Here is a 19,252-nt window from a genome sequence, read left to right as displayed (position 1 = left end):
AAATATGACGTTATTAATACAATTATTATGATTTTATATTCCTCGCTCTCTTTTTTATCTTCTTATATTCGTCCATAAAACCTCATAAATACAATGTATACTCAATATATCTATTAATGTAACCGATTACTCTACCGATATCTAATATTGTCATATTACTTAACATGAAATACAATCAATTTGAATTCAATACATATCATCCTCAAAAAACATCACACGAAACTAACCTGAAGGAGAGTGCTATTCATGAAAAAAACTTCACATCTTCGTCCTTGGGCTGTATGGAGCACAGCCGCGTTAACAGCTCTGACCATCTCCCTGTCCCCAATCGGAACCTATGCAGCTCAGGCTGCTACGGTAGAAGTGAGCGGTACAACCAGTGCAGTTCAGACTGCATCATCCACCCCGGCTCGCAATACGACCATTCCTGCCATATCGGCATCGTTCAAACAATCCGCCCTGCCTAATGTTCTGGTTATTGGAACAGGCGGTACGATCGCAGGTCAATCCGAGGATGCGACCAGCTTCCAGAACTATAAGGCAGGTACACTTCCGATTGGAGAAATGGTTGACGCCTTACCGGACAAACAGAAGATTGCAGATGTTAGCACACTCCAATTCGGAAATTCAGGTTCAGGCTCTTATACCATGGCTGATCTCTATGATTTGTCCCAAACCGTAGACAAGGCGCTGGCTCAATATGACAGCGTTGTGGTCACTACCGGTACAGATACCATGGAGGAGATCGCCTACTTCCTTGACATGACAGTACAAAGTGATAAACCCGTTGTCATCACTGGGTCGATGCGCCCTTGGACAGTTATCGGCTCGGATGCACAAGCCAATCTGTACAATGCCATTAAACTCGCAGGCAGTGGTCGTACCACATCATTTGGCACAGTGCTGATGTTGAACGATACCATTCAACTGGCACGCGGCGTGACCAAAACGAATGATTATCGTACGGATACGTTCGAAACACCAATGCTCGGTGCAGTAGGGTATATTGATGAAGAGAACATTCGAATTTACCGCGCCCCTGCACGCGCCTTGAAGCCTGAAGGTACAGCGAAACCGGCATTTGATCTGAGCAAAATCTCAAAAGCAGATCTCGCCAAAGTGGAAATAGCCATCTCCTATCAGGAAGCTGGAGGCGAAGCCATTGAAGGATTTGTGAAAGGCGGCGCCAAGGGAATCGTCACCTCCGGTACCGGAGCAGGTGGTATCTCCAGAGCGATGGGACAAGCACGAACCAAAGCCGTGGAGGACGGCGTGATCTTCGTAACTACCACTCGGACAGGTTCAGGCAGTGTCTATGGTGGAGGAAAGGGCGTTATTGCGGGGGACAACCTCAGCCCTCAGCAAGCACGCATTTTGTTGATGCTTGGACTGTCCTTCAGTGATGATTTTGATACAATCAAAAAATGGTTTGAGACTTACGGAACGCCTGAAGTTTAAGAAGGACTAATCACTTTATATCTTGCAAAAAATAAGAGACGACATCCCCTCGTACCCAGGGTCTGGTCGTCTCTTATTTTTGTCTGATGCCCTTCAATCTCCTGCATGCAAGATCCATGATGCAACATGGGCATCGTTTCATTTATATACCGTTCATTTCATTGGATCGATGTCAGAGATGGACAAGCCTCTTTAATGCCGGTTCATCAGAGCTTTTGCCTTGTGAGCTGATATTCTTACTTCACCCATGCCAGAGCCAGACCATCATAGTCCGGCAGCATCGTTGTAACGAGCCTTGGGTCACTTGCCATCTGCTCGTTGAAACGTCGAACCGCGAGGACTGCCGGCCCCTGCTTGTCCGGATTCAGCGTACGGCCACGCAGGAAACAGTTATCTCCCACGATGACCGCCCCGGGCCGCGCGAGCTTAATGGCATAATCGAGATAAACAGGGTAATTTTCCTTGTCTGCATCGATAAAGAAGAAATCGAATGTTCGGCCCTCCTTCACCAGTTGCTCCAGACTATCGGCCGCAGGCCCAATCCGATACTCGACTTTGTCACCAAAGCCGCCTTCTTCCAGATGTCCACGTGCCATTGCCGCATATTCTTCTTTCAGCTCCAACGAAGTCAGAGTGCCCTCCTCACTCAACCCGCGAGCGATACAGATTCCACTGTAACCGCCCAGCACGCCGATTTCGAGCGCAGCTTCCGCTTTGGATGTCTTTGCAAGAAAAGTAAGCAAACGGCCATAGGCCGCTGCAACCGAAACTTCCGGCATTCCGTTCGATCGGATGGCTTCTTTTACCTTCAACAAGAGATCATCCTCTTGAAATAATTGATTTACATATTCGTCAGGGGTCAGATTCACCGCTAAAAACCTCCTTGGACACTTGGACTGCTTTCCATATGGATGCCAATGTTCTATAATAAATGTTTGTTGTCAAACACAGGCGGTTGACTGCTGCATCGCCTCTAAAGGTGAATGCATAAGCTCACCGCATTTCTCATTGTAAGTTTTTTCACGGAAAGCGGCAAGGCCGCACCGTCACTATACAGTTGTGAGAAGGACATCCCTTCTCCCGCTTGAAATGGAGTTGAAATGAATCACATGGCTCAATTGCAATTAATTGCAACCTCGGCGATGGGACTCGAGGCTGTTGTCGCCCGGGAACTGAAGCAACTGGGGTATGAAGATGTTACGATCGACAACGGCCGGGTTTTCTTCACAGGAGATTATATTGATATTTGCCGTTGTAATCTGTGGCTGAGAAGTTCTGATCGCGTATTGGTCAAAATGGGTGAATTCCCAGCGACAACTTTCGATGAATTGTTTGAAGGTACCAAAGCATTACCTTGGGAGGAATGGATTCCAGCTGATGGCGAATTTCCGGTTGAAGGTCGCTCCCACAAATCCCAGCTAAGCAGCGTGCCCGCATCACAGGGAATCGTGAAAAAAGCGATCGTAGAGAAACTGAAGCTGACTCATCACACCGAGTGGTTCCCGGAAGACGGGGCTCGTTATGTCATTGAGGTTATTCTGCTTAACGATCGGGCTTTGCTTACGTTGGATACAACTGGAGCCGGTCTGCACAAACGCGGTTATCGCAAACTGGTAACCGAAGCTCCGCTCAAAGAAACGCTTGCTGCGGCGCTGATTCAGCTCAGTCGCTGGAATGTATCCCGCCCCTTCTATGATCCATGCTGCGGATCAGGTACAATGCTGATTGAAGCCGCCATGATCGGCTGGAACATTGCACCTGGACTTCGCCGTTCCTTTAACTCCGAGAACTGGGATGTCATCCCTGAAGAGCTTTGGGAGAAAGCCCGCGAGGAAGCATTTGATGCGGTTCGCGACGACATTCCATTGCAAATTGCAGGCAGCGACATCGATCCGGAAGCCATTGAGGTAGCACAGGCAGCAATCAAGAGTGCCGGTTTCGCCAAAGATATTGAAGTAAGTGTACTGCCTGCTCATCGTGCCAGACCACAGGGTGAATATGGTGTAATCATTACCAATCCGCCATACGGTGAACGCTTGAGCGAAGAGAAAGAAGTTCAGAAGCTGATCCGTTCATTAGGACGCAGTTACCTTGAGATGCCGACATGGTCCTTTTTTGCCATCACCTCGACCAAATCCTTCGAAGATGCTTTCGGCCGCAAGGCCGACAAGCGTCGCAAGCTGTTCAATGGACGAATCGAGACCCAATACTATCAGTATCTGGGCCCACTGCCTCCACGGAATCAATCACCACAACAATAATAACGTTGTAAAACTAGAGTGCCCCGGCCTTCCATGGCTGGGGCGCTTTTTTTTGGTATATGTTCCGGGAGTCATATGATTGATCTTGATGATGCTTCTTCCACATGGGTTTTTCCCCCTTGGGCATAGTTGAAAAGCCATGACACCGCGCTATAATGAATGGAGCCCTATTTTACATTCCGTTAACAAAACCAATCACCTGGGGGGAGACATATGCTTGTCAATAAGCCAACACGCAGCCTTACGCCGCGTGGGCTTCTGAATCATCCACTTACGTTATATCTTATTTTCCTTATACTCATGCTCCTTAAATTAATGTGGCTCCATCACAATCTGCACGCTTACAACATCACAATGGGGCTTCTGGACAAAGTGATCGCCGTCGGCTCGCTGCTGATTCTGTCCTTCTGGACCTGGTGGCTGCCTCGTCGAGGGATGATCCTATCCCTTGTTATGCTCCATCTGCTGCTCACTGCACTGATATATGCCGATATGGTTTATTATCGCTACTTTCAGGATTTTCTAACGATTCCAGTGTTGATGCAAGCCAGACAGGTCGACGCGTTGGGGGAAAGCATTGCTACACTCATCTATGCCAGTGATCTGTTGTTCTTTGTCGATTGGCTTGTGATCATCCCCTATGCAGCGATCCTGCTGTTCAGTAAACGTCACCGCCGTAGTGGACGTTACAATGCATATACGAGTGAATTGAACTCTCACTCGTCACACTCCGGCAAAACAAGCATGCGTCACCGACTCACCGCAGGCAGCATCGCCTTGGTATTAGGTCTGGGGCTCGCGGTAGGTCCAATTTATTTTTATAGTAAAACCTGGGCAAAAGGCTTGTTCGATAACAACTGGTGGAACGTGTCCATGTACAACGTTACCGGACTTCTTGCTTTTCATGGCTATGACCTGTACAACTTTGCCAAAGACCAGTTAGGCTCCGGACCAGAGGTCGATCCTGGCGATCTGGAACAGGCGGAAGCTTATTTTGCGAGCAGACAACAGGCTGAGCCACTGAAGGATGCGATGTTTGGCAAGTATAAAGACAGCAATGTGATCATCGTCCAAGGTGAGGCCTTCATGAATTTTATGATCGGTCAGAGCATTGGCGGTCAGGAAATTACGCCTCATTTTAACGAGCTGATGAAGGAAAGCCAGTACTACAGTCACTTTTATCACCAGACAGGTCAGGGGCGAACATCGGATGCTGACTTTGGAGCCAATATTTCATTGCATCCACTGTCGGTTGGATCAGCGTTTGTCCGTTACGCAGACCACAGCTACGATTCCCTGCCTTCGATCTTGAAGGATCAGGGTTACAGTACGAATGTATTTCATGCCTATGAGAGTGGATTTTGGAATCGCTATACGATGTATCAGAATATGAAGTATGACAAGTTTTACAGTAAAAATGATTTTGAACAAGATGACCCGCTTGGCTGGTCCCTCTCGGATGAGTCCTTTTTCCGCCAATCGGTTGAGAAAATGAGCAGTGAGGTTACAGCGCCGTTCTATTCATTCCTGATTACGCTTAGCAGTCATCATCCGTATGCGTTACCCCAAGATAAACAGCAGCTGGATGTCGGGGAATTCAACGGAACGATGTTTGGAAACTATCTGCAATCCGTTCATTACGTGGATTCTGCGCTCGGCAGCATGGTGGAAGACCTGAAAAATCGGGGATTATGGGACAAAACAATCTTCATGTTCTACGGAGACCACGATAATTCCATTGAGGAACAGCCCCAATACGAGAAATTTCTCGGACGCTCGCTGAACGATCTGGATATGGAGCAAATCATGAACGAGGTGCCTTTGCTGGTGCATCTGCCCGACGGAGCCGCAGCCGGAACGATTGACGAGCCTGCCGGACAGCTGGATATCACACCTTCCGTGCTGCATCTGCTCGGTATATCAGATCAATCCTACTACCATATGGGCAACGATGTGTACAACGGTTCCTCACGCATGGTGGTATTGCGCAGTGGTGCATTCACGGATGGCTCCCTGTTCTATATCCCTTCGGATGATTACCTGTATGAAAGTGGCTCCTGTTATGATCTGTCTACACGTGCCAAAACGGATATTAATGCTTGTGGATCCGGTCATGAGGAGGCAACCAATCGATTGCAAGTGTCCGATACGGTCAATACGTTTGACCTGATCTCGCGTTTTCGCGAGGAGCAAGCGACTAAACCTGCTTCCTGACAGATCGTGAGCAGCACGGACAAGGCTGTAAATTCCTATTTTCAAAAGATAATGAAAAACTACAATGAAATGGAGCTAATGCATGACCATGACATCACATACAGATCCATTCAATATTGAACAAAAACTGTTCGAAGAAGCTGCTAACTTTGTCAAACATCGCTACCCTCAAGGGTGGGGTGGGGCAGCTGCCGTTCATACCGAAGCCGGCTCGCTGTTAATCAGCGTAGCTCCAGAAGTGATTAATGACGCCACACACCTGTGTATGGAAACAGGAGCCTATCTGGAAGCGCACAAATTAAACGAGCGGGTTACCCACTCGATCTGTGTGGCCCGAGATGATGAGAACTCGGAATTCAAGGTTCTCACCCCTTGTGGTGTGTGCCAGGAGCGATTGTTTTTCTGGGGAGAAGACGTGAAGGCTGCCGTATACGATCCTGACGGGGCTTTAATTTACAAGAGATTGGACGAAATTCAACCTTATCATTGGACTAAAGCATATCGGGATAAGTAAGAAGCTAAACTACACGTGTTGGGGCTGCAATCCGTTGCATGCTTCAGCACTTCTTTTTATTTTGGTGGCAGGCTGTAACCACAACCTTGCGATTGATGGAAAGTAGCTATATAATTGTAACTGTACTGGTTTCATTTATAAATGATGGAGGTTTTATTGAATGAATATTGAAATATGGTCCGACTTTATGTGTCCTTTCTGTTATATTGGCAAACGTCGTTTGGAGAATGTATTGGCACAATTCCCACACCGCGATGAAGTGAAATTACAGTTCAAAAGTTTTGAACTCGATCCAAATGCTGAACTGAACAGCGGCAAAACCAACGCGGAATATCTGGCTGCCAAATACAATATGAGTGTCGAGCAGGCACGCGGCATGAATGCCCAGATGAATGCCAATGCTCGCACGGCCGGACTGGAATACAACATCGATGAGATGATTCCTACCAACTCCTTCTCTGCTCACCGTCTGACCCATTGGGCAGAAACACAAGGAAAAATGTTGGAACTGAGCGAACGGCTATTTCAAGCAATCTTCATGGAAGGCAAACATGTCGGCAATACCGATGTACTGGTCGAGTTGGCTGAAGAAGTGGGTCTGGATCGCAATGCAGCAGCAGAAGTGTTGTCCAGCAATCAATTCGCGGATCAAGTGCGTGCCGACCAGGCAGAAGGCGAACAGTTAGGCATCCGGGGTGTACCGTTCTTCGTCTTTGATCGCAAGTTCGCTGTATCTGGTGCTCAACCGGATGAGGTATTCCTTGATGCTATCCAGAAAGCATGGGACGAACGCTCCCCTTTCACCATGGTGGAATCCAGCTCAGCTAACACAGATGCCAGCGGTGTATGCACCGATGACGGCTGCGAGGTTCCGCAACCCGATTCATCCAAATAATACAAAAGCAGCAGGAACAAGGGATATCCCTTAATCCTGCTGCTTTTTTTACTTTCCTTTTTACATCCATCCACATAAGATGAATTCATAATTTACACAAAAACGGAGAGGGCAGAACAAATCTGGAGAAGCGGAGCGCTCGCATTTATCACTGGATTTTCCCCTTTGAAGATAGGGAATTCCAAAAATCCGGGGATAACGGCGATCGAAAGATTGTTCTGCACACGTAGTGGCCTAGTGTAACGGATTATGCTTTCATTTTATACCCCCACTCAATCCCAAAACAGCTGATCCGGATGCGGTCCAGTCCGTTTATCCGAATCCAGCGCATCAATCAATTTCAGCTCATCCGGGGTCAATTCAAAATCAAAAATGTCTGCATTCTCCCGAATCCGCTCTGGTGTAACCGACTTCGGAATCGTCACAATCTGGTTCTGGACATCCCAGCGCAGAATAACCTGTGCCGGTGTTTTCCCGTATTTCTGGGCCAGACTTTTCAAAGTCGATTCCTTGTTCAGTTTACCTCTCATAATGGGGCTCCATGCCTCCAGCTGAATGCCCTGCTCCCCGCAGAAATCCTGCAGCTCCTGTTGAACCAGACCCGGATGCAGTTCCACCTGATTCACCGCAGGTACCGTTCCACCTTCATCTATGATATCGCGCAGATGGTGTACTTCAAAATTACTTACACCAATGGCACGTACGCTTCCTTCACTGTATAGACGTTCAAATGCTCTCCATGTCTCCTTATATTGGTCTCTGCCAGGCCAGTGAATTAAGTATAGATCAATCACATTCAACCCAAGCGCCTTCTGACTGGCCTCAAATGCTCTCAAGGTCGAATCAAACCCTTGATCCTCATTCCACAGCTTGGTGGTCACAAACAGTTCATTACGGGCAATACCACTGCTCGCAATGGCTTGCCCAACTTCTTCTTCATTTCCATAAATCGAAGCGGTATCAATACTCCTGTACCCGACTTCCAATGCTGTCTCCACCGCTTGCTGTACTTCTTTGCCCTTTGCCCGATAGGTTCCAAATCCCAGCCACGGCATCGTCACGCCGTTGTTCAGAATCGTACAATCCGAAATATGTTTTGTCATTCGGTACCTCCTGTGTGAAATTTGCCTGCTTATGGTCTATTAACCTTCTCACAGAAATTCAAGCGGTACATGACATTCCATATGGGCGGACCCACTTCACTCGACTAGTGCAAAAAAGACAAGAATAACCCGCAAAGCACTGCTGCTCTGCGGGTTCGATGTGACAGGAACATCTATTGATCCCCTTGCCCATTCTGACTCTGGATCGAGTTCAATCTTCTCTTCTCCTCAATGAACATCTCTTCTGCCAACTCAACGCCCTGACCTCCAAGCGAACGTTCAGCTTGACGCATGGCCTGCTCGGTATGCGCCAAACGGCGTTCTGCCTGTTCAATGGTTTGTTCTGTTGGATGTGACATTGCCTGAGAAACGGCAAAATGAAGTTTGTTCACTGCATTCTGCGCCTGGGATACGGTTGTATCGGCTTGCAAACTGGAATCATAACGCTTCGGCATGAGTATTCCTCCTTGGGATCATGTTCCTGTTACCCCTTTAGGATGGTTGACGACAGCCATCCTTATTCTTCTTTTGCTAAAACAATGACGGATTATTCTGATACTCCTATGTAAAATTTAAAGATGAATATGAATGAGGGCATAACCTTTTACGGTCTAACTGCGTTTATTTGATAAGTACCTTTTTCACAAGGAGATATGTGTATGAAGAACTATTTGATTCTTTCCCTTCTTTTACCTTTATTGCTATTTAGCAGCGGCTGTACACCTGCGACGTATGAAATAACGGGATATACAGGTTCCTCCATTAATGAGGAGATCCCGGTTCCCGTGAATGCCAAGCAGATGAGCCTAACGGCATATTCAGACAATCCAAATTTTAAAACAGGCATTACATATGAATTGAAACATATCGGAGGAGAACAGGGATTATATGTACCATCGGATTATTTTGAGAAGTTATCCGAAGCCGGATGGGTTGAGGTGGAAGAAGAGCGTATGGGGCATGTTCATTTTTTGAAAAAAAGCGATACTGTAATTGCCATTGTGTTTCAAGAGCACACCTTCGAAATTATTGAGATGATGCCAGGCTTCACCTTTTAATCCTGTGCCATTACCAACCACAACTAAAAAAGAGAGGCCACGGCCTCTCTTTTACCTTTTCCTACTTCACGAATTTCGCTACTTTTGCAAGTACTTCTTCCTCGGACGGAGCACTGATGTACCGACCGTTGATGAAGACAAAAGCACGCTTTGCACAAGGACCGCAATAGGATTTGCAACCAATCTTGATCTCCGTATCCGGAGCCATTTTCTCCAACTTGGCTACAATCGATTTTAGTCTGATATGATTACATTTTTCGCATACACGGATATCGTTAGCCATGAGTTCCCCTCTTCGCTCCCTTAGTGGTCGCCGTTGTTGCCTTTGGATGGGTTCGTAATAACGAAACCTTCTTCAGGGAAGTAAAGGTAATCAATTTTCACGCCATCCAGCAAAGGCTGGTCATTTTCAAGAATGACGTCAATCTCTTTATCGGTAGATACAACCGTATCATTTTCTTTAGGTGTATCGATATCGAGTCCGTAGTGAGCATGATCACCGTGTGCATGCGTGATTACAACACGCAGTTTTTTACCTTCGTTCTCAGGCTTGTCCAACTCAAGCTTCAATACTTTCGCGGCATTACGTGTAATTTTGCAGTTCATTCCATTCATCTCCTATATCGTAATTGCTGGTTCCAACAATTTCAGCATTTCTAAACTCCAGCATCTATTGTAAAGAAAGTTACTGCGCTTCGCAATAACATTGATGCAAAATCGATGTTAAAACCACCCATTTTACATCAGATCAAGACGACGCACCCGCTGTAAGTACCGGATACTTGCGCTCCGCACGACTCACAAACCAGTTCATCAGCAGCAACGTCACACCAATATCATCTATAGGCATAAACGGCATCACGTCAGGCAGTACCCAGTATAGCAGCGCCGGGATGATGAACAGCAGCTTTTCTCCCAAAGGGATTTGCGGGGCCCGCAACAGACGGGGCAGCCGTTTGAATACTTGTGTCCATCGTTTGAACGACAGCAGTCTTCTCCACTTCATATGAACCCCTCCGTATTATAAATGCACCGTAATGGATCAATAAACGTTACCCATACCCATCATTACCCGATCCAGAGTGATCAGGAACGTTTGCTGCAAAGTACAGATCAAAAAACGAACGCTGGTAACAGCGCCCGTTCCTGTTATACGAGTGGACCAGCATTAAGTTTCATCTCTACTCATCCAGATCATGTAAAAACACAGATCAACAATATACTAAAGACTGCGGTTATTGTTCACCGTCCGATAACAACTCAGCCAGCAGCATACCGACTTCCACACAGATGTCATCGAACTGATCAACGGGGAGTGGATTAACGCCTAACCCTACTTCTACCGTGAAGCCCGGCTTTCGAAATTTCTGTATAAACCAATCCTTGTATCCGGCATCGCTGCCTCCAAGCTTGACTGCCTTGTACCCCGACGCCCTTGCCAACCTGCGAGACAATGGCGCACTCTCCTTGGGCTCCAAATCTCGGTAGTTCCAATAGATCTCCTGTCCCTGACTATGCAGTGAAACGACAGCGTCAAAGTTGTGCTGTTCAGTCCACTGTGCAAGAGCCAACGCCTCCGGTTCGGATAATGGGGCTGTTCCTGCATAGTCTCTTGGTCCTGGTGATGTTATCCCTCTTCTTGCCGCTTCTTCCTCCCAATGCGCCGGAAACTGATCGTTCAGGTCTACCCCGCGTATATTGGCCTTCCAATGGGTAAAATGAGAGCGCCCGCTATTCCATTCCAGCAACTTCTCTGCAAGGGGATGCTCGTTCACCACACCCTCCTGAACCAGCTCAACCCCATCCGGATTGACCATGGGGACTGCCCACAACGTTGTTTCTTGCATCCAACGCTCTGTCTGAAATCGATGCCATGGCGTATGGGTGCTATATGCTATCGCATACTCTTCAACGAATCGCATCAGCACTGCCGTCGTCAGCCACTCATTGGCATGGACCGAAGCGTTGACATGAATATGACGGGGACCTTGGCCCATACGCAAATAAGGCAATGCCTTACCCATGACACTGGTACCAATCGAACCTGTAGCAATAAAAGAATAATTCTTTTCCAGCAGACGGATATCACGGCACATTTCACGGTAACCATACTCCCCTTGCATGTTCACAATAGTTTTTCCATTGGAGTCCGGAATATGAATACATCGCCCGCACCAGTCCGAAACATTCGCAATTTCAGGGTTGGCTTCGCGCAATTCTTTTTCACTGAGCCCAAAACGCAATGCAATCCTGGCTGCCTTCTCCCCAGGCTGCACTGCATACCTGCGCCCGGTTCCCGGTGTAATACGCAGCATTTGTCCTGACAACAAATAGGGCTGGGACGCGGCTTCCGGGTTGAGAGCAGCCAGTAACTCCTTGGTCATATGGTGTGCCGCCGCAATACGCGACAAGGTATCTCCCTGATGAACAATAATCCATTGCAGTTCCATGTTCTTCTCCTTTCCCTGTAGGAAACGGTGTAATCTCCTGTCCTTTTCTTACGTGTGCACTTATTGTATATAATATGTATGCGGATCTGGTTGTCCGTCATGTGACACGAATCGCGCGAATTATTCCAACATAACTCTTGTAGCCTGTACGTTCTGATATATCAAAAAATCCCGGAACGCTAACGGTTCCGGGCTCACCAAACAAAATGAATTTAAGAATGAAGCTATGATAATTTCGTAACCTGCCATACAACTGGCGTCTTGGAGATTTGCTCTCCCAACCATTGGCGAGTAATATTCTGGAACATGCGTGGGTCCCCTGTGCAAAAAAACTGATGAACTGGTGTCTCATCCCCACTGGCCAATTTTCGTTTATCATACAAAATCGTGCTGATTTCCCTCGCCGTTTCATCTGCCGAACTGATCAGCTTCACTTCCTGTCCCATAACCTCCTGAATGGTATCCATGAGAAAAGGATAGTGCGTACAACCCAGAATGAGACAATCAATCGGCTGCTGTTTGATCTGGCCTAAAGATTGCTCCACCGTACTTGTCGTTTGCTCGGAACGGAATTCGCCTTGCTCCACCAACGGCACAAGTGCCGGACAAGCCTGACTGACCACATCAATATAGGGAGACAACTGTTTGAGTGCAGACGTATACGCACCACTTCCAATCGTTCCCACGGTGCCAATGACACCGATTCGTCCTGTGCGTGTGGCTGTGATGGCTGCTCGCGCTCCTGGATGAATAACACCGATGACAGGCACATTCACCTTGGCTCGAATATAGTCGAGCGCTGCTGCAGTAGCCGTATTACAGGCGATAACAATAACCTTCGGATTGAACTGGATCAAGAAATCAACGATTTGTTCCGTAAATTGTTTAACTTGTTCGGACGAACGGGGTCCGTACGGTGTCCGGGCAGTATCTCCAAAATAGATGATCTTTTCCCGCGGGAGTTGACGCATGACTTCCTTTGCGACAGTTAATCCCCCTACACCGGAGTCTAATATAGCGATTGCTTGCTGCACGAACACACCGCTTCCTTCTTTATTGAATTGGTTCTGATAACGATTGGTTTCCAGAGCTTTCTTCCTACCGTATGAACTTTCCGGCAAAAAGGTACCTACATCTTACCCGATTTCATCACAGGGTTCAAACAAAAATGCCTTGCAAGCAGTTTCACGCTACACACACAACAAAGCAGGCTCCCCTCCCAGATGGAGGAAAGCCTGCTCGCTTCAAGCTTTGCTTTAGATGTTATCTTTGGAATCATCCACAGGAAGCTTTGCGACAACTTCAATACCCGACTCATTCGATGCATCTGAATTAATGGAAGAATCGGTATCACTGATGACTGCAGATACGCGCACCTCTTTCCCTTCAGCGCAATTGCGCCAGGATTGGATATCCTGGATGACCACATCTGCCGTCTCTTTTACTTTGGATACGATCTGTGAGCTTTGTTCGCCCACCTTGCTGGCCAGTTCCTGACCTTTCTCACTCACCTGGCGTGCACCTTCCGAAATGTCCTGACGCAACTCACGTCCGGATTTTGGCGCCAGCAACAGAGCTGTCACCGAACCTACAACTGAACCGATTAATGCGCCCCACAACAAACTTTTGTTTGAATCCTTCACGTCACATCTCTCCCTTTACCTTAATGAAGTACCGATTAACCAAGCAACACACTCTGTTGCTCGTCAATCCGGGCGAATGCCTACTCTGTTGATGCAGTATAAGCAACAAGGGCTTGACCTGACACTCCGGGTAGCAAAAAAAATTCTAGGCTCCTTATCCGCACCTTCTGACGACAGCATAATAACCCTAGGTTTGCCGGGCTGGCTCAAGAGGAGCAGCGGTATGTTCTTCTCCCGGGTCCAGATCAATCACATATCGTCCTGGTGCAATCAGTGCCGCTTGATGCTCACAACGCCAACGACGTCCGCCGGAAGATCCCAGCGTCTGTCCGTCCTGCAGAACATCCCCCTGATCAAATATGTAATATGCCGCACCCAATAATGTCTGGGCTACCGTATCTGGATCAAGCCCAATGAAATGACACTGAACATCAGGCACACCCAGCGCTGACAGACCAACCGTGTCCATAACCAGCTGACGCTGTTCCTCAGTGCCTCCCGCCTGGTACATACGCACATTCATCGCAGCATAGAGATGTTCTTCACGTTCCTGTGACTGCATATAGGCTTCCGGTTCAACCAATTTGTCACTGCCATACCAATACAACGCCTCACAAGGCAACACTTCCATGACCGCCTGAATCGTCTTTTGGAACAATTCAAGCCGCTGTTTGCGTGGCATGGCAGCCGTGAACATATCATGAAGCCGGATGGAATATTGGATCGTTTTCATAGCTTGTCCTGCTTCTGGCCAATGCCAGGCTTGCTGCAAAGCCCCTCCAAAACGGGCACGATCTGCAATTTCAGTAACCGGAAGCATACAAGTCTGTGCGGGAATGTCACCTTCCTGAAAAGAGACTTTATGGTTCAAATGGTAGAAAACCAGCATCTCAGGAGTATGCTCTGCATTTCCTTGTTTCACGTCAAGCCGGACTTGTCCGGTATGACGATTCAGTGCCTCCTGCAAACGTGCACGGTCTACTTCGGGACGTTCCTGAAATAAAAGTTCAATCATATATACCGGATGAAATCCGGAAGGTGTGTCATTCGTTTCTTGTTTTCCTTCTCTATCTTCTTTCCATTCGCTCGTCATGCTGTTTCCCCTCATTCCTTGCTCTGTCCCTCGGCCTGTGCAGTTTGGAATGGCCCGAGTTCTTTTTCCACATAGGTACTGACCTGTTCGGAAAAACGTTCAAGCACGTCTGACAAGTCACTGCTCAGCGGGTGCAGTTCAGCACGTTCCCAGTTGTAATAGTCCTGTACCAGCGGCTTGCGCAACAATACGAGGCGACTAAGCACCTCATAGGTTGCATCATCAAAAACCTTCTCTTCATGGTTAATCTGTATAATGTCGTCATAACTGCTCGCATCACGCATGATGAAGCCGTCTATGAGGTAACTCCCCACATCGGTAACAATCTCGATGGCCAGATGAAGACAACGTTCCTGAACCATACCCAGCATGAGACTGCCATCCCAGGTTTTTGACACGCTGCGAAGGCCCTCGGCCACATCCGGAATGGCAGCAAGCCGGCGGGCAATTTGTTCCCTGTTTACATAATACAATCTGTTCACGTCCCGTTCACTGAATTATCGGTTCCGTTTTCCTCTTCGCTTAAGCCAAAATAATATCACAGGACAAGCGATCAGAAACACGATAAAAATATATAAAAATTCCATAACGTCTCTTAAATCGCTCATGCACAGTCCCCTTTAACCAAAATAAAATGAGTAACAGATTAGATTTCGTAGTCCACCGCAATCGACTGCTCTCTGACTTGGTTCATATATTGGATCACTTCCTGATGTAGTGGATGCACCTGGTATGCCTGGAGATCCTCCAGAGATGCAAATTCCGCCGTAAGTGAAATGTCGAAGGATCTCTCCGAACGAAGCACGTCCACACCCACTTCAAGCGAAATAAGAACATCAATTTTCCCTTGCAGATTGCGAAGAACATTGGCAGCCGCTTCAATACTTTCAGGCGAACGATCTTTCATTTTAAACAGCACAATATGTTTAATCATTAGACAAGCACCTCATTTAAGTATAATTAATTGGTAGGAATGAATTTTCGTGTATCCAAAATATATCATAACGTCCTCTATTACGAAAGGATACTTGGAAACGTTCTCTTCAACGACAATTTAATCAGAGATACTTTTATTCGCCCCGGGTTTCTACTGAAGCTTGTCATTCCCCTGTTCAGTCGGGTCTGACTGCTTTTCCTTATCCGCACCGGACGGTTGTTCTTCCGTCTTCTTATTCTCCGCATCCGGCTGTGGTTGGGGCCATTCCCGATCAGATAAATCTTCCTGTTTCTTAAGCACTGCTATAGCCTGTCTGAGCTTGTTTGGCAACGGAAGCCCGATGCGGGCATAATTTTCGGTAATGGATATAAGCTCATTCACGAGATAGAAATAGATGGCTCCCCCTTTGATAATGTCAGTCCCCATCAGCATGTCAATTCGGTGGGCAAGCAGAATAACTGTCAGCATCAGACCTTTGCGCGCAAGCCCCCAAAATCCGATATTACTATTCAATCCGTCCCCCGATCTTACTGCTGCCGCGAGACCCGTAATGTAATCCACAGCCATTGCAACCGCCAGCAGGCTAAGCAACTGATCCCATCCACCAAAAGCAAATGTCATGATTGCCCCTGAAATGGCAGCAAAGGTACTTACCGATGGATTCACGTTACTCACCTCTTCTCTCATTTGTCTCCATACAAGTTATGCAATAGTAAGAGATTTTGACAGGACATATATCAGACTGAACTCGCGGATTTCTAATTTCAGATTTGTGCATATTGTAATATTATCCCATTAACAAAAATGAATTTTTTATGGGTAAAACAGGGAAATAAACCGCATCATATCAACAAAAATTGCAGAAAAGTACTATAGTCCTATTCATAGGTAATTAGACTTAATTTATTTTTATTCATCATCTATTTGATCCCTTAAATTTAGTGAATCATTGTAATCTAGGAATATACTAGGATGTGAATTTCGTTTAGTCTAGTTCATAACTCCTCCTTTGCAGCGGATTCGCGCACCAGCTTGTTTGAATCAGGTACACCCGGCACTTGAAAGTACCCCCGTACTTATTGTAGTATTTGGTTAAAAAAATCGGAGGAAATATGCCTAATCAACCAGAACAACATTCCATCCAGGCGTGGTCTCTGATCAACCGTAAATATTTGGGGAAAGGCGTCCGTGTCAAACGATTCCGAAAGCCGACACGCTGTCAAATCCGTAACCGTGTTCTTCTAGCCGTGCTGATGGCCAATGATATCAAGTTGTCCCAGCTCGCCGAAGACCTATCCATCTCTTCACGCAGTGTCAGTGCGTGGGTGTATGAAGGACGGATACCCGGCAGTACCAATTTGGACAAGGCATGTCAACTGCTTGGCTACCCGCGCCACATTCTTTTCAATGAAGAAGTGGTTCGTCAAAGCCCGGTCATTTGTCAGCCCGAGCCTTCCCGTTTCATGAAGCGTACGGTGACCCGTTCTCCGGTTAGCAACCGTATTCTGACAGGCTTGTGTATGGTCCATGATTTGTCGGTGACAGATGTCAGCCACTGGATCGGGGTTCACCCCGGCACTTTCCGCAAATGGCTGCATCAGGGAACGCTGCCTTCCGCAACGTTTCAGGAACAAGCGGAACAATTTTTCCGCATCCCGAAAACTATTTTGTTCGCAGATGTCATCTTGAAAGATCGTCACAATAACTAACTACATGAGCGAACAACCAAAAGGCTCTGTCCATTCCCAAGGGAAAGACAGAGCCTTTCTAACATGCTTATCTTCATGAAATATTTGTACGGACAATTTGTTAAAACTCTGCCAGCAAACGAGAAAAAACCTCTTCCCCAAAAGGAAAAGGCTGAAAACGATCCTCTATTTTAGCTTGTACAACGATTGCCCTGATCCATTGAGTGCCTTATATAATATGAAATTGACCATTCCTCATGATATGATACTTAGAATCTCGCATCATAAACCCAGCTCTCCGAACAAACTAAACTTGTCTTATACATGATACATAACCACCCATAATTTGTACGTACAACAAAGAGCATAATATGGAATTGGTCCCTATGATTTTGACTTTATTTTAAACCCGCATGAAGAACCTCATTGATGTATTTCAATCCTGTATACCGATCGCGAAGCAAATGTGCTGTGGTCCAAGCATGCTCAACCATCTCTGCGGTTACACCTAGTTGTTCTGTTGTAGTAGGGCCTCCTACGTGTCCTAGCCATGCTGTAAGCTGAGATGCATCCGGCAGATAATTGTAAATGCGGAAAGCCGGCTCATCGGATTTTTGTGCAAGATCCTTGTATTTTACGGTAAGCAGGGAACTGGCCACGCCCACCTTGGCACCATGCAGAACGGGTCGGTGACCCGCTTCCATCAGATCCATCTCCCATCGATGGGATAGATGATGTTCACCACCGGATGCAGGACGAGAATGATCAATAATGAGCATGGAAATGCCTGAAACGATCAGCGCATCCATCAATTCAGTCACCCCGTCAGCCCGTCCTTCGGCGATCTCCTGCACATGATCGACACAGTTCCTCAACGCTTCTTCCGTCATGCGATAAGCAACGGGGCAGAACGGTTCGCCGCCAAGATCCCTGGAAACCATCCAGTCTGCCAGTGATGTATATTTGCCAAGCATGTCTCCAAATCCGGCTGCATTCATCTCTTGGGGGGCTTGCTCCAATATATTAATATCGGCAAAAATGACTTCAGGTGGTACCGCCTGGATCGTCTGCTTGACGCTGCTTACAATAAGAGGTGCACCTGCCGAAGTAAATCCGTCGACCGAAGCCGCTGTGGGTACAGACAGAAACGGCTTGTTCATTTTGGAGCAAACGAATCGCACCAGATCATGAATGGTTCCTGAACCCGCAGCAATAATGGCCTGGCTTTCCTGTTTTACACCAAGCAAGACTTGCACAATTGCCGCCTCATCAGCAATAACGTCCCCCGCTTTGTTCCCTGGCATGCATATCTCATCCACATGAACGCCTGCTTCCCGAATGTTCTTTACCACTTCGTAACCCGCTGCCGGCCCCGTATTTCTATCATATACAACGGTCACATGTCTGTACCCTTGCTCCGACAAATAGCCAGATAACCGCTGAATCGCCCCATGCTCCAAATACACCCGCATTTGCACCAAACGGTGTTTATGCCCACAAGTACATTTCTGAGCTTCTTCGTTCCATGTGGCAATTCGCTCGTTCATATTCATTCGCCTCAACCTCTCTTAAGAATGTCATGCATAATAATACGGATAAAACCACAAAATGAAAAAAGGAAGGAAACTGTGAGTTTTTTCCTGATCACACTTTACCTCCTGTTTCAAACATTTGCAAATCCTAAACTCACATTTCGAAGCAGGTGAACCTATGAAGTTAGCCAAAGAAACAGGGATCTCTCTCGGATTTCTCGCAGGAACGACATTGGGGAGCGGCATCGCTTTTTTATTCCGCTTTCAGGCAAATGAAGTCATGGCCAGTGTTGGGCTTTTTGGTATTGTCGGAGCGATTGCAGGCCTATGTGTGCAGCATTTCATATTCAATAAACCAAACAAAAAAGCTCGCGATTTGCCTTAAGAGCAATTTCGCGAGCCTTTT

At 47.0% G+C, this 19,252-nt stretch carries 21 protein-coding genes and 1 pseudogene; 8 read left to right on the top strand and 14 right to left on the bottom strand.

From position 1 onward, the window contains the following. Nucleotides 1-246 precede the first annotated feature (246 nt). Nucleotides 247-1,458, top strand: a complete 1,212-nt coding sequence (locus JNUCC31_RS25795) for an asparaginase (RefSeq protein WP_192265902.1) — start codon at nt 247-249, stop codon at nt 1,456-1,458. A gap of 236 nt (nt 1,459-1,694) precedes the next feature. Here the strand turns inward: JNUCC31_RS25795 and JNUCC31_RS25790 are convergent, their stop codons facing one another. Next, on the bottom strand, nt 1,695-2,327 hold the full coding sequence (locus tag JNUCC31_RS25790; protein WP_192265900.1) for an O-methyltransferase: 633 nt from the start codon (nt 2,325-2,327) through the stop codon (nt 1,695-1,697). 240 nt (nt 2,328-2,567) lie between these two features. On the opposite strand from JNUCC31_RS25790, the gene JNUCC31_RS25785 reads away from it, so the two are divergent. The 4 genes from JNUCC31_RS25785 (at nt 2,568) to JNUCC31_RS25770 (ending at nt 7,342) form a co-directional block, all read left to right on the top strand. Next, entirely contained in the window at nt 2,568-3,719 is a 1,152-nt protein-coding gene (locus tag JNUCC31_RS25785) for a THUMP domain-containing class I SAM-dependent RNA methyltransferase (RefSeq protein WP_192273337.1), read from the top strand. Nucleotides 3,720-3,932: 213 nt separating this feature from the next. Continuing rightward, nucleotides 3,933-5,933 carry an LTA synthase family protein gene (locus tag JNUCC31_RS25780; RefSeq protein WP_192265899.1) on the top strand — a complete coding sequence of 667 codons (2,001 nt, stop codon included), beginning with the start codon at nt 3,933-3,935 and terminating at the stop codon, nt 5,931-5,933. Between the two features lie 88 nt (nt 5,934-6,021). Then, nucleotides 6,022-6,447: a cytidine deaminase gene (locus tag JNUCC31_RS25775; protein ID WP_192273335.1), complete on the top strand. Its 426-nt coding sequence runs from the start codon at nt 6,022-6,024 to the stop codon at nt 6,445-6,447. A gap of 160 nt (nt 6,448-6,607) precedes the next feature. After that, a complete protein-coding gene (locus JNUCC31_RS25770; protein WP_192265898.1) occupies nt 6,608-7,342 on the top strand; it encodes a DsbA family oxidoreductase in 735 nt (244 codons plus the stop codon). Nucleotides 7,343-7,614: 272 nt separating this feature from the next. Here the strand turns inward: JNUCC31_RS25770 and JNUCC31_RS25765 are convergent, their stop codons facing one another. Further along, a complete protein-coding gene (locus JNUCC31_RS25765) occupies nt 7,615-8,445 on the bottom strand; it encodes an aldo/keto reductase (RefSeq protein ID WP_192265897.1) in 831 nt (276 codons plus the stop codon). A 173-nt stretch (nt 8,446-8,618) separates the two neighbouring features. Further along, complete coding sequence (locus tag JNUCC31_RS25760; RefSeq protein WP_192265896.1) at nt 8,619-8,900, bottom strand: hypothetical protein; 282 nt, start codon at nt 8,898-8,900, stop codon at nt 8,619-8,621. 204 nt (nt 8,901-9,104) lie between these two features. Here JNUCC31_RS25760 and JNUCC31_RS25755 point away from each other — a divergent pair, with 204 nt between their 5' ends. Beyond that, a complete protein-coding gene (locus tag JNUCC31_RS25755; protein ID WP_192265895.1) occupies nt 9,105-9,503 on the top strand; it encodes a hypothetical protein in 399 nt (132 codons plus the stop codon). Nucleotides 9,504-9,564: 61 nt separating this feature from the next. Here the strand turns inward: JNUCC31_RS25755 and JNUCC31_RS25750 are convergent, their stop codons facing one another. The 10 genes and pseudogenes from JNUCC31_RS25750 to JNUCC31_RS25705 form a co-directional block, all read right to left on the bottom strand. After that, nucleotides 9,565-9,786, bottom strand: a complete 222-nt coding sequence (locus tag JNUCC31_RS25750) for a YuzB family protein (protein WP_024629198.1) — start codon at nt 9,784-9,786, stop codon at nt 9,565-9,567. Between the two features lie 20 nt (nt 9,787-9,806). Continuing rightward, nucleotides 9,807-10,109 carry an iron-sulfur cluster assembly accessory protein gene (locus JNUCC31_RS25745; protein WP_192265894.1) on the bottom strand — a complete coding sequence of 101 codons (303 nt, stop codon included), beginning with the start codon at nt 10,107-10,109 and terminating at the stop codon, nt 9,807-9,809. 142 nt (nt 10,110-10,251) lie between these two features. Continuing rightward, on the bottom strand, nt 10,252-10,509 hold the full coding sequence (locus JNUCC31_RS25740) for a hypothetical protein (protein ID WP_062322197.1): 258 nt from the start codon (nt 10,507-10,509) through the stop codon (nt 10,252-10,254). A 229-nt stretch (nt 10,510-10,738) separates the two neighbouring features. Next, complete coding sequence (locus JNUCC31_RS25735; protein WP_416234330.1) at nt 10,739-11,953, bottom strand: M14 family metallopeptidase; 1,215 nt, start codon at nt 11,951-11,953, stop codon at nt 10,739-10,741. A gap of 224 nt (nt 11,954-12,177) precedes the next feature. Further along, the gene (gene racE / locus JNUCC31_RS25730; RefSeq protein ID WP_282189460.1) at nt 12,178-12,987 is read right to left on the bottom strand and encodes a glutamate racemase; all 810 of its coding nucleotides are present in this window, start codon (nt 12,985-12,987) and stop codon (nt 12,178-12,180) included. Between the two features lie 222 nt (nt 12,988-13,209). Then, nucleotides 13,210-13,596 (bottom strand): YtxH domain-containing protein, encoded by a 387-nt coding sequence (locus JNUCC31_RS25725; RefSeq protein WP_192265893.1) that lies wholly within the window; start codon nt 13,594-13,596, stop codon nt 13,210-13,212. 187 nt (nt 13,597-13,783) lie between these two features. Next, entirely contained in the window at nt 13,784-14,689 is a 906-nt protein-coding gene (locus tag JNUCC31_RS25720; protein WP_192265891.1) for a DUF4261 domain-containing protein, read from the bottom strand. 11 nt (nt 14,690-14,700) lie between these two features. Beyond that, nucleotides 14,701-15,162, bottom strand: a complete 462-nt coding sequence (locus JNUCC31_RS25715; RefSeq protein WP_192265889.1) for a DUF86 domain-containing protein — start codon at nt 15,160-15,162, stop codon at nt 14,701-14,703. Nucleotides 15,163-15,335: 173 nt separating this feature from the next. Beyond that, nucleotides 15,336-15,623 carry a Dabb family protein gene (locus tag JNUCC31_RS25710; protein ID WP_192265887.1) on the bottom strand — a complete coding sequence of 96 codons (288 nt, stop codon included), beginning with the start codon at nt 15,621-15,623 and terminating at the stop codon, nt 15,336-15,338. Between the two features lie 285 nt (nt 15,624-15,908). Continuing rightward, nucleotides 15,909-16,313 (bottom strand): annotated as a pseudogene (locus tag JNUCC31_RS25705) (phage holin family protein); the annotation flags it as partial. A gap of 425 nt (nt 16,314-16,738) precedes the next feature. Here JNUCC31_RS25705 and JNUCC31_RS25700 point away from each other — a divergent pair. Beyond that, nucleotides 16,739-17,335 carry a helix-turn-helix domain-containing protein gene (locus JNUCC31_RS25700; protein ID WP_192265883.1) on the top strand — a complete coding sequence of 199 codons (597 nt, stop codon included), beginning with the start codon at nt 16,739-16,741 and terminating at the stop codon, nt 17,333-17,335. 377 nt (nt 17,336-17,712) lie between these two features. On the opposite strand, the gene JNUCC31_RS25695 is transcribed toward JNUCC31_RS25700, so the two are convergent. After that, nucleotides 17,713-18,867 (bottom strand): sn-glycerol-1-phosphate dehydrogenase, encoded by a 1,155-nt coding sequence (locus JNUCC31_RS25695; protein WP_192265880.1) that lies wholly within the window; start codon nt 18,865-18,867, stop codon nt 17,713-17,715. A gap of 157 nt (nt 18,868-19,024) precedes the next feature. On the opposite strand from JNUCC31_RS25695, the gene JNUCC31_RS25690 reads away from it, so the two are divergent. Continuing rightward, nucleotides 19,025-19,231 (top strand): hypothetical protein, encoded by a 207-nt coding sequence (locus JNUCC31_RS25690; protein ID WP_192265878.1) that lies wholly within the window; start codon nt 19,025-19,027, stop codon nt 19,229-19,231. The last annotated feature ends 21 nt before the right edge of the window (nt 19,232-19,252 follow it).

Source organism: Paenibacillus sp. JNUCC-31, assembly GCF_014844075.1.
Classification (GTDB): Bacteria; Bacillota; Bacilli; order Paenibacillales; family Paenibacillaceae; genus Paenibacillus.
The sequence above is the reverse complement of the archived record's forward strand: the minus strand, read 5'-3'. Positions and strand labels throughout refer to the sequence as shown.

Coding starts and splice junctions, on each gene's coding strand:
- JNUCC31_RS25795 (WP_192265902.1), top strand. CDS start 247: ATGAAAAAAACTTCACATCTTCGTCCTTGGGCTGTATGGAGCACAGCC.
- JNUCC31_RS25785 (WP_192273337.1), top strand. CDS start 2,568: ATGGCTCAATTGCAATTAATTGCAACCTCGGCGATGGGACTCGAGGCT.
- JNUCC31_RS25780 (WP_192265899.1), top strand. CDS start 3,933: ATGCTTGTCAATAAGCCAACACGCAGCCTTACGCCGCGTGGGCTTCTG.
- JNUCC31_RS25775 (WP_192273335.1), top strand. CDS start 6,022: ATGACATCACATACAGATCCATTCAATATTGAACAAAAACTGTTCGAA.
- JNUCC31_RS25770 (WP_192265898.1), top strand. CDS start 6,608: ATGAATATTGAAATATGGTCCGACTTTATGTGTCCTTTCTGTTATATT.
- JNUCC31_RS25765 (WP_192265897.1), bottom strand. CDS start 8,445: ATGACAAAACATATTTCGGATTGTACGATTCTGAACAACGGCGTGACG.
- JNUCC31_RS25760 (WP_192265896.1), bottom strand. CDS start 8,900: ATGCCGAAGCGTTATGATTCCAGTTTGCAAGCCGATACAACCGTATCC.
- JNUCC31_RS25755 (WP_192265895.1), top strand. CDS start 9,105: ATGAAGAACTATTTGATTCTTTCCCTTCTTTTACCTTTATTGCTATTT.
- JNUCC31_RS25750 (WP_024629198.1), bottom strand. CDS start 9,786: ATGGCTAACGATATCCGTGTATGCGAAAAATGTAATCATATCAGACTA.
- JNUCC31_RS25745 (WP_192265894.1), bottom strand. CDS start 10,109: ATGAACTGCAAAATTACACGTAATGCCGCGAAAGTATTGAAGCTTGAG.
- JNUCC31_RS25740 (WP_062322197.1), bottom strand. CDS start 10,509: ATGAAGTGGAGAAGACTGCTGTCGTTCAAACGATGGACACAAGTATTC.
- JNUCC31_RS25735 (WP_416234330.1), bottom strand. CDS start 11,953: ATGGAACTGCAATGGATTATTGTTCATCAGGGAGATACCTTGTCGCGT.
- JNUCC31_RS25720 (WP_192265891.1), bottom strand. CDS start 14,689: ATGACGAGCGAATGGAAAGAAGATAGAGAAGGAAAACAAGAAACGAAT.
- JNUCC31_RS25710 (WP_192265887.1), bottom strand. CDS start 15,623: ATGATTAAACATATTGTGCTGTTTAAAATGAAAGATCGTTCGCCTGAA.
- JNUCC31_RS25700 (WP_192265883.1), top strand. CDS start 16,739: ATGCCTAATCAACCAGAACAACATTCCATCCAGGCGTGGTCTCTGATC.
- JNUCC31_RS25695 (WP_192265880.1), bottom strand. CDS start 18,867: ATGAATATGAACGAGCGAATTGCCACATGGAACGAAGAAGCTCAGAAA.
- JNUCC31_RS25690 (WP_192265878.1), top strand. CDS start 19,025: ATGAAGTTAGCCAAAGAAACAGGGATCTCTCTCGGATTTCTCGCAGGA.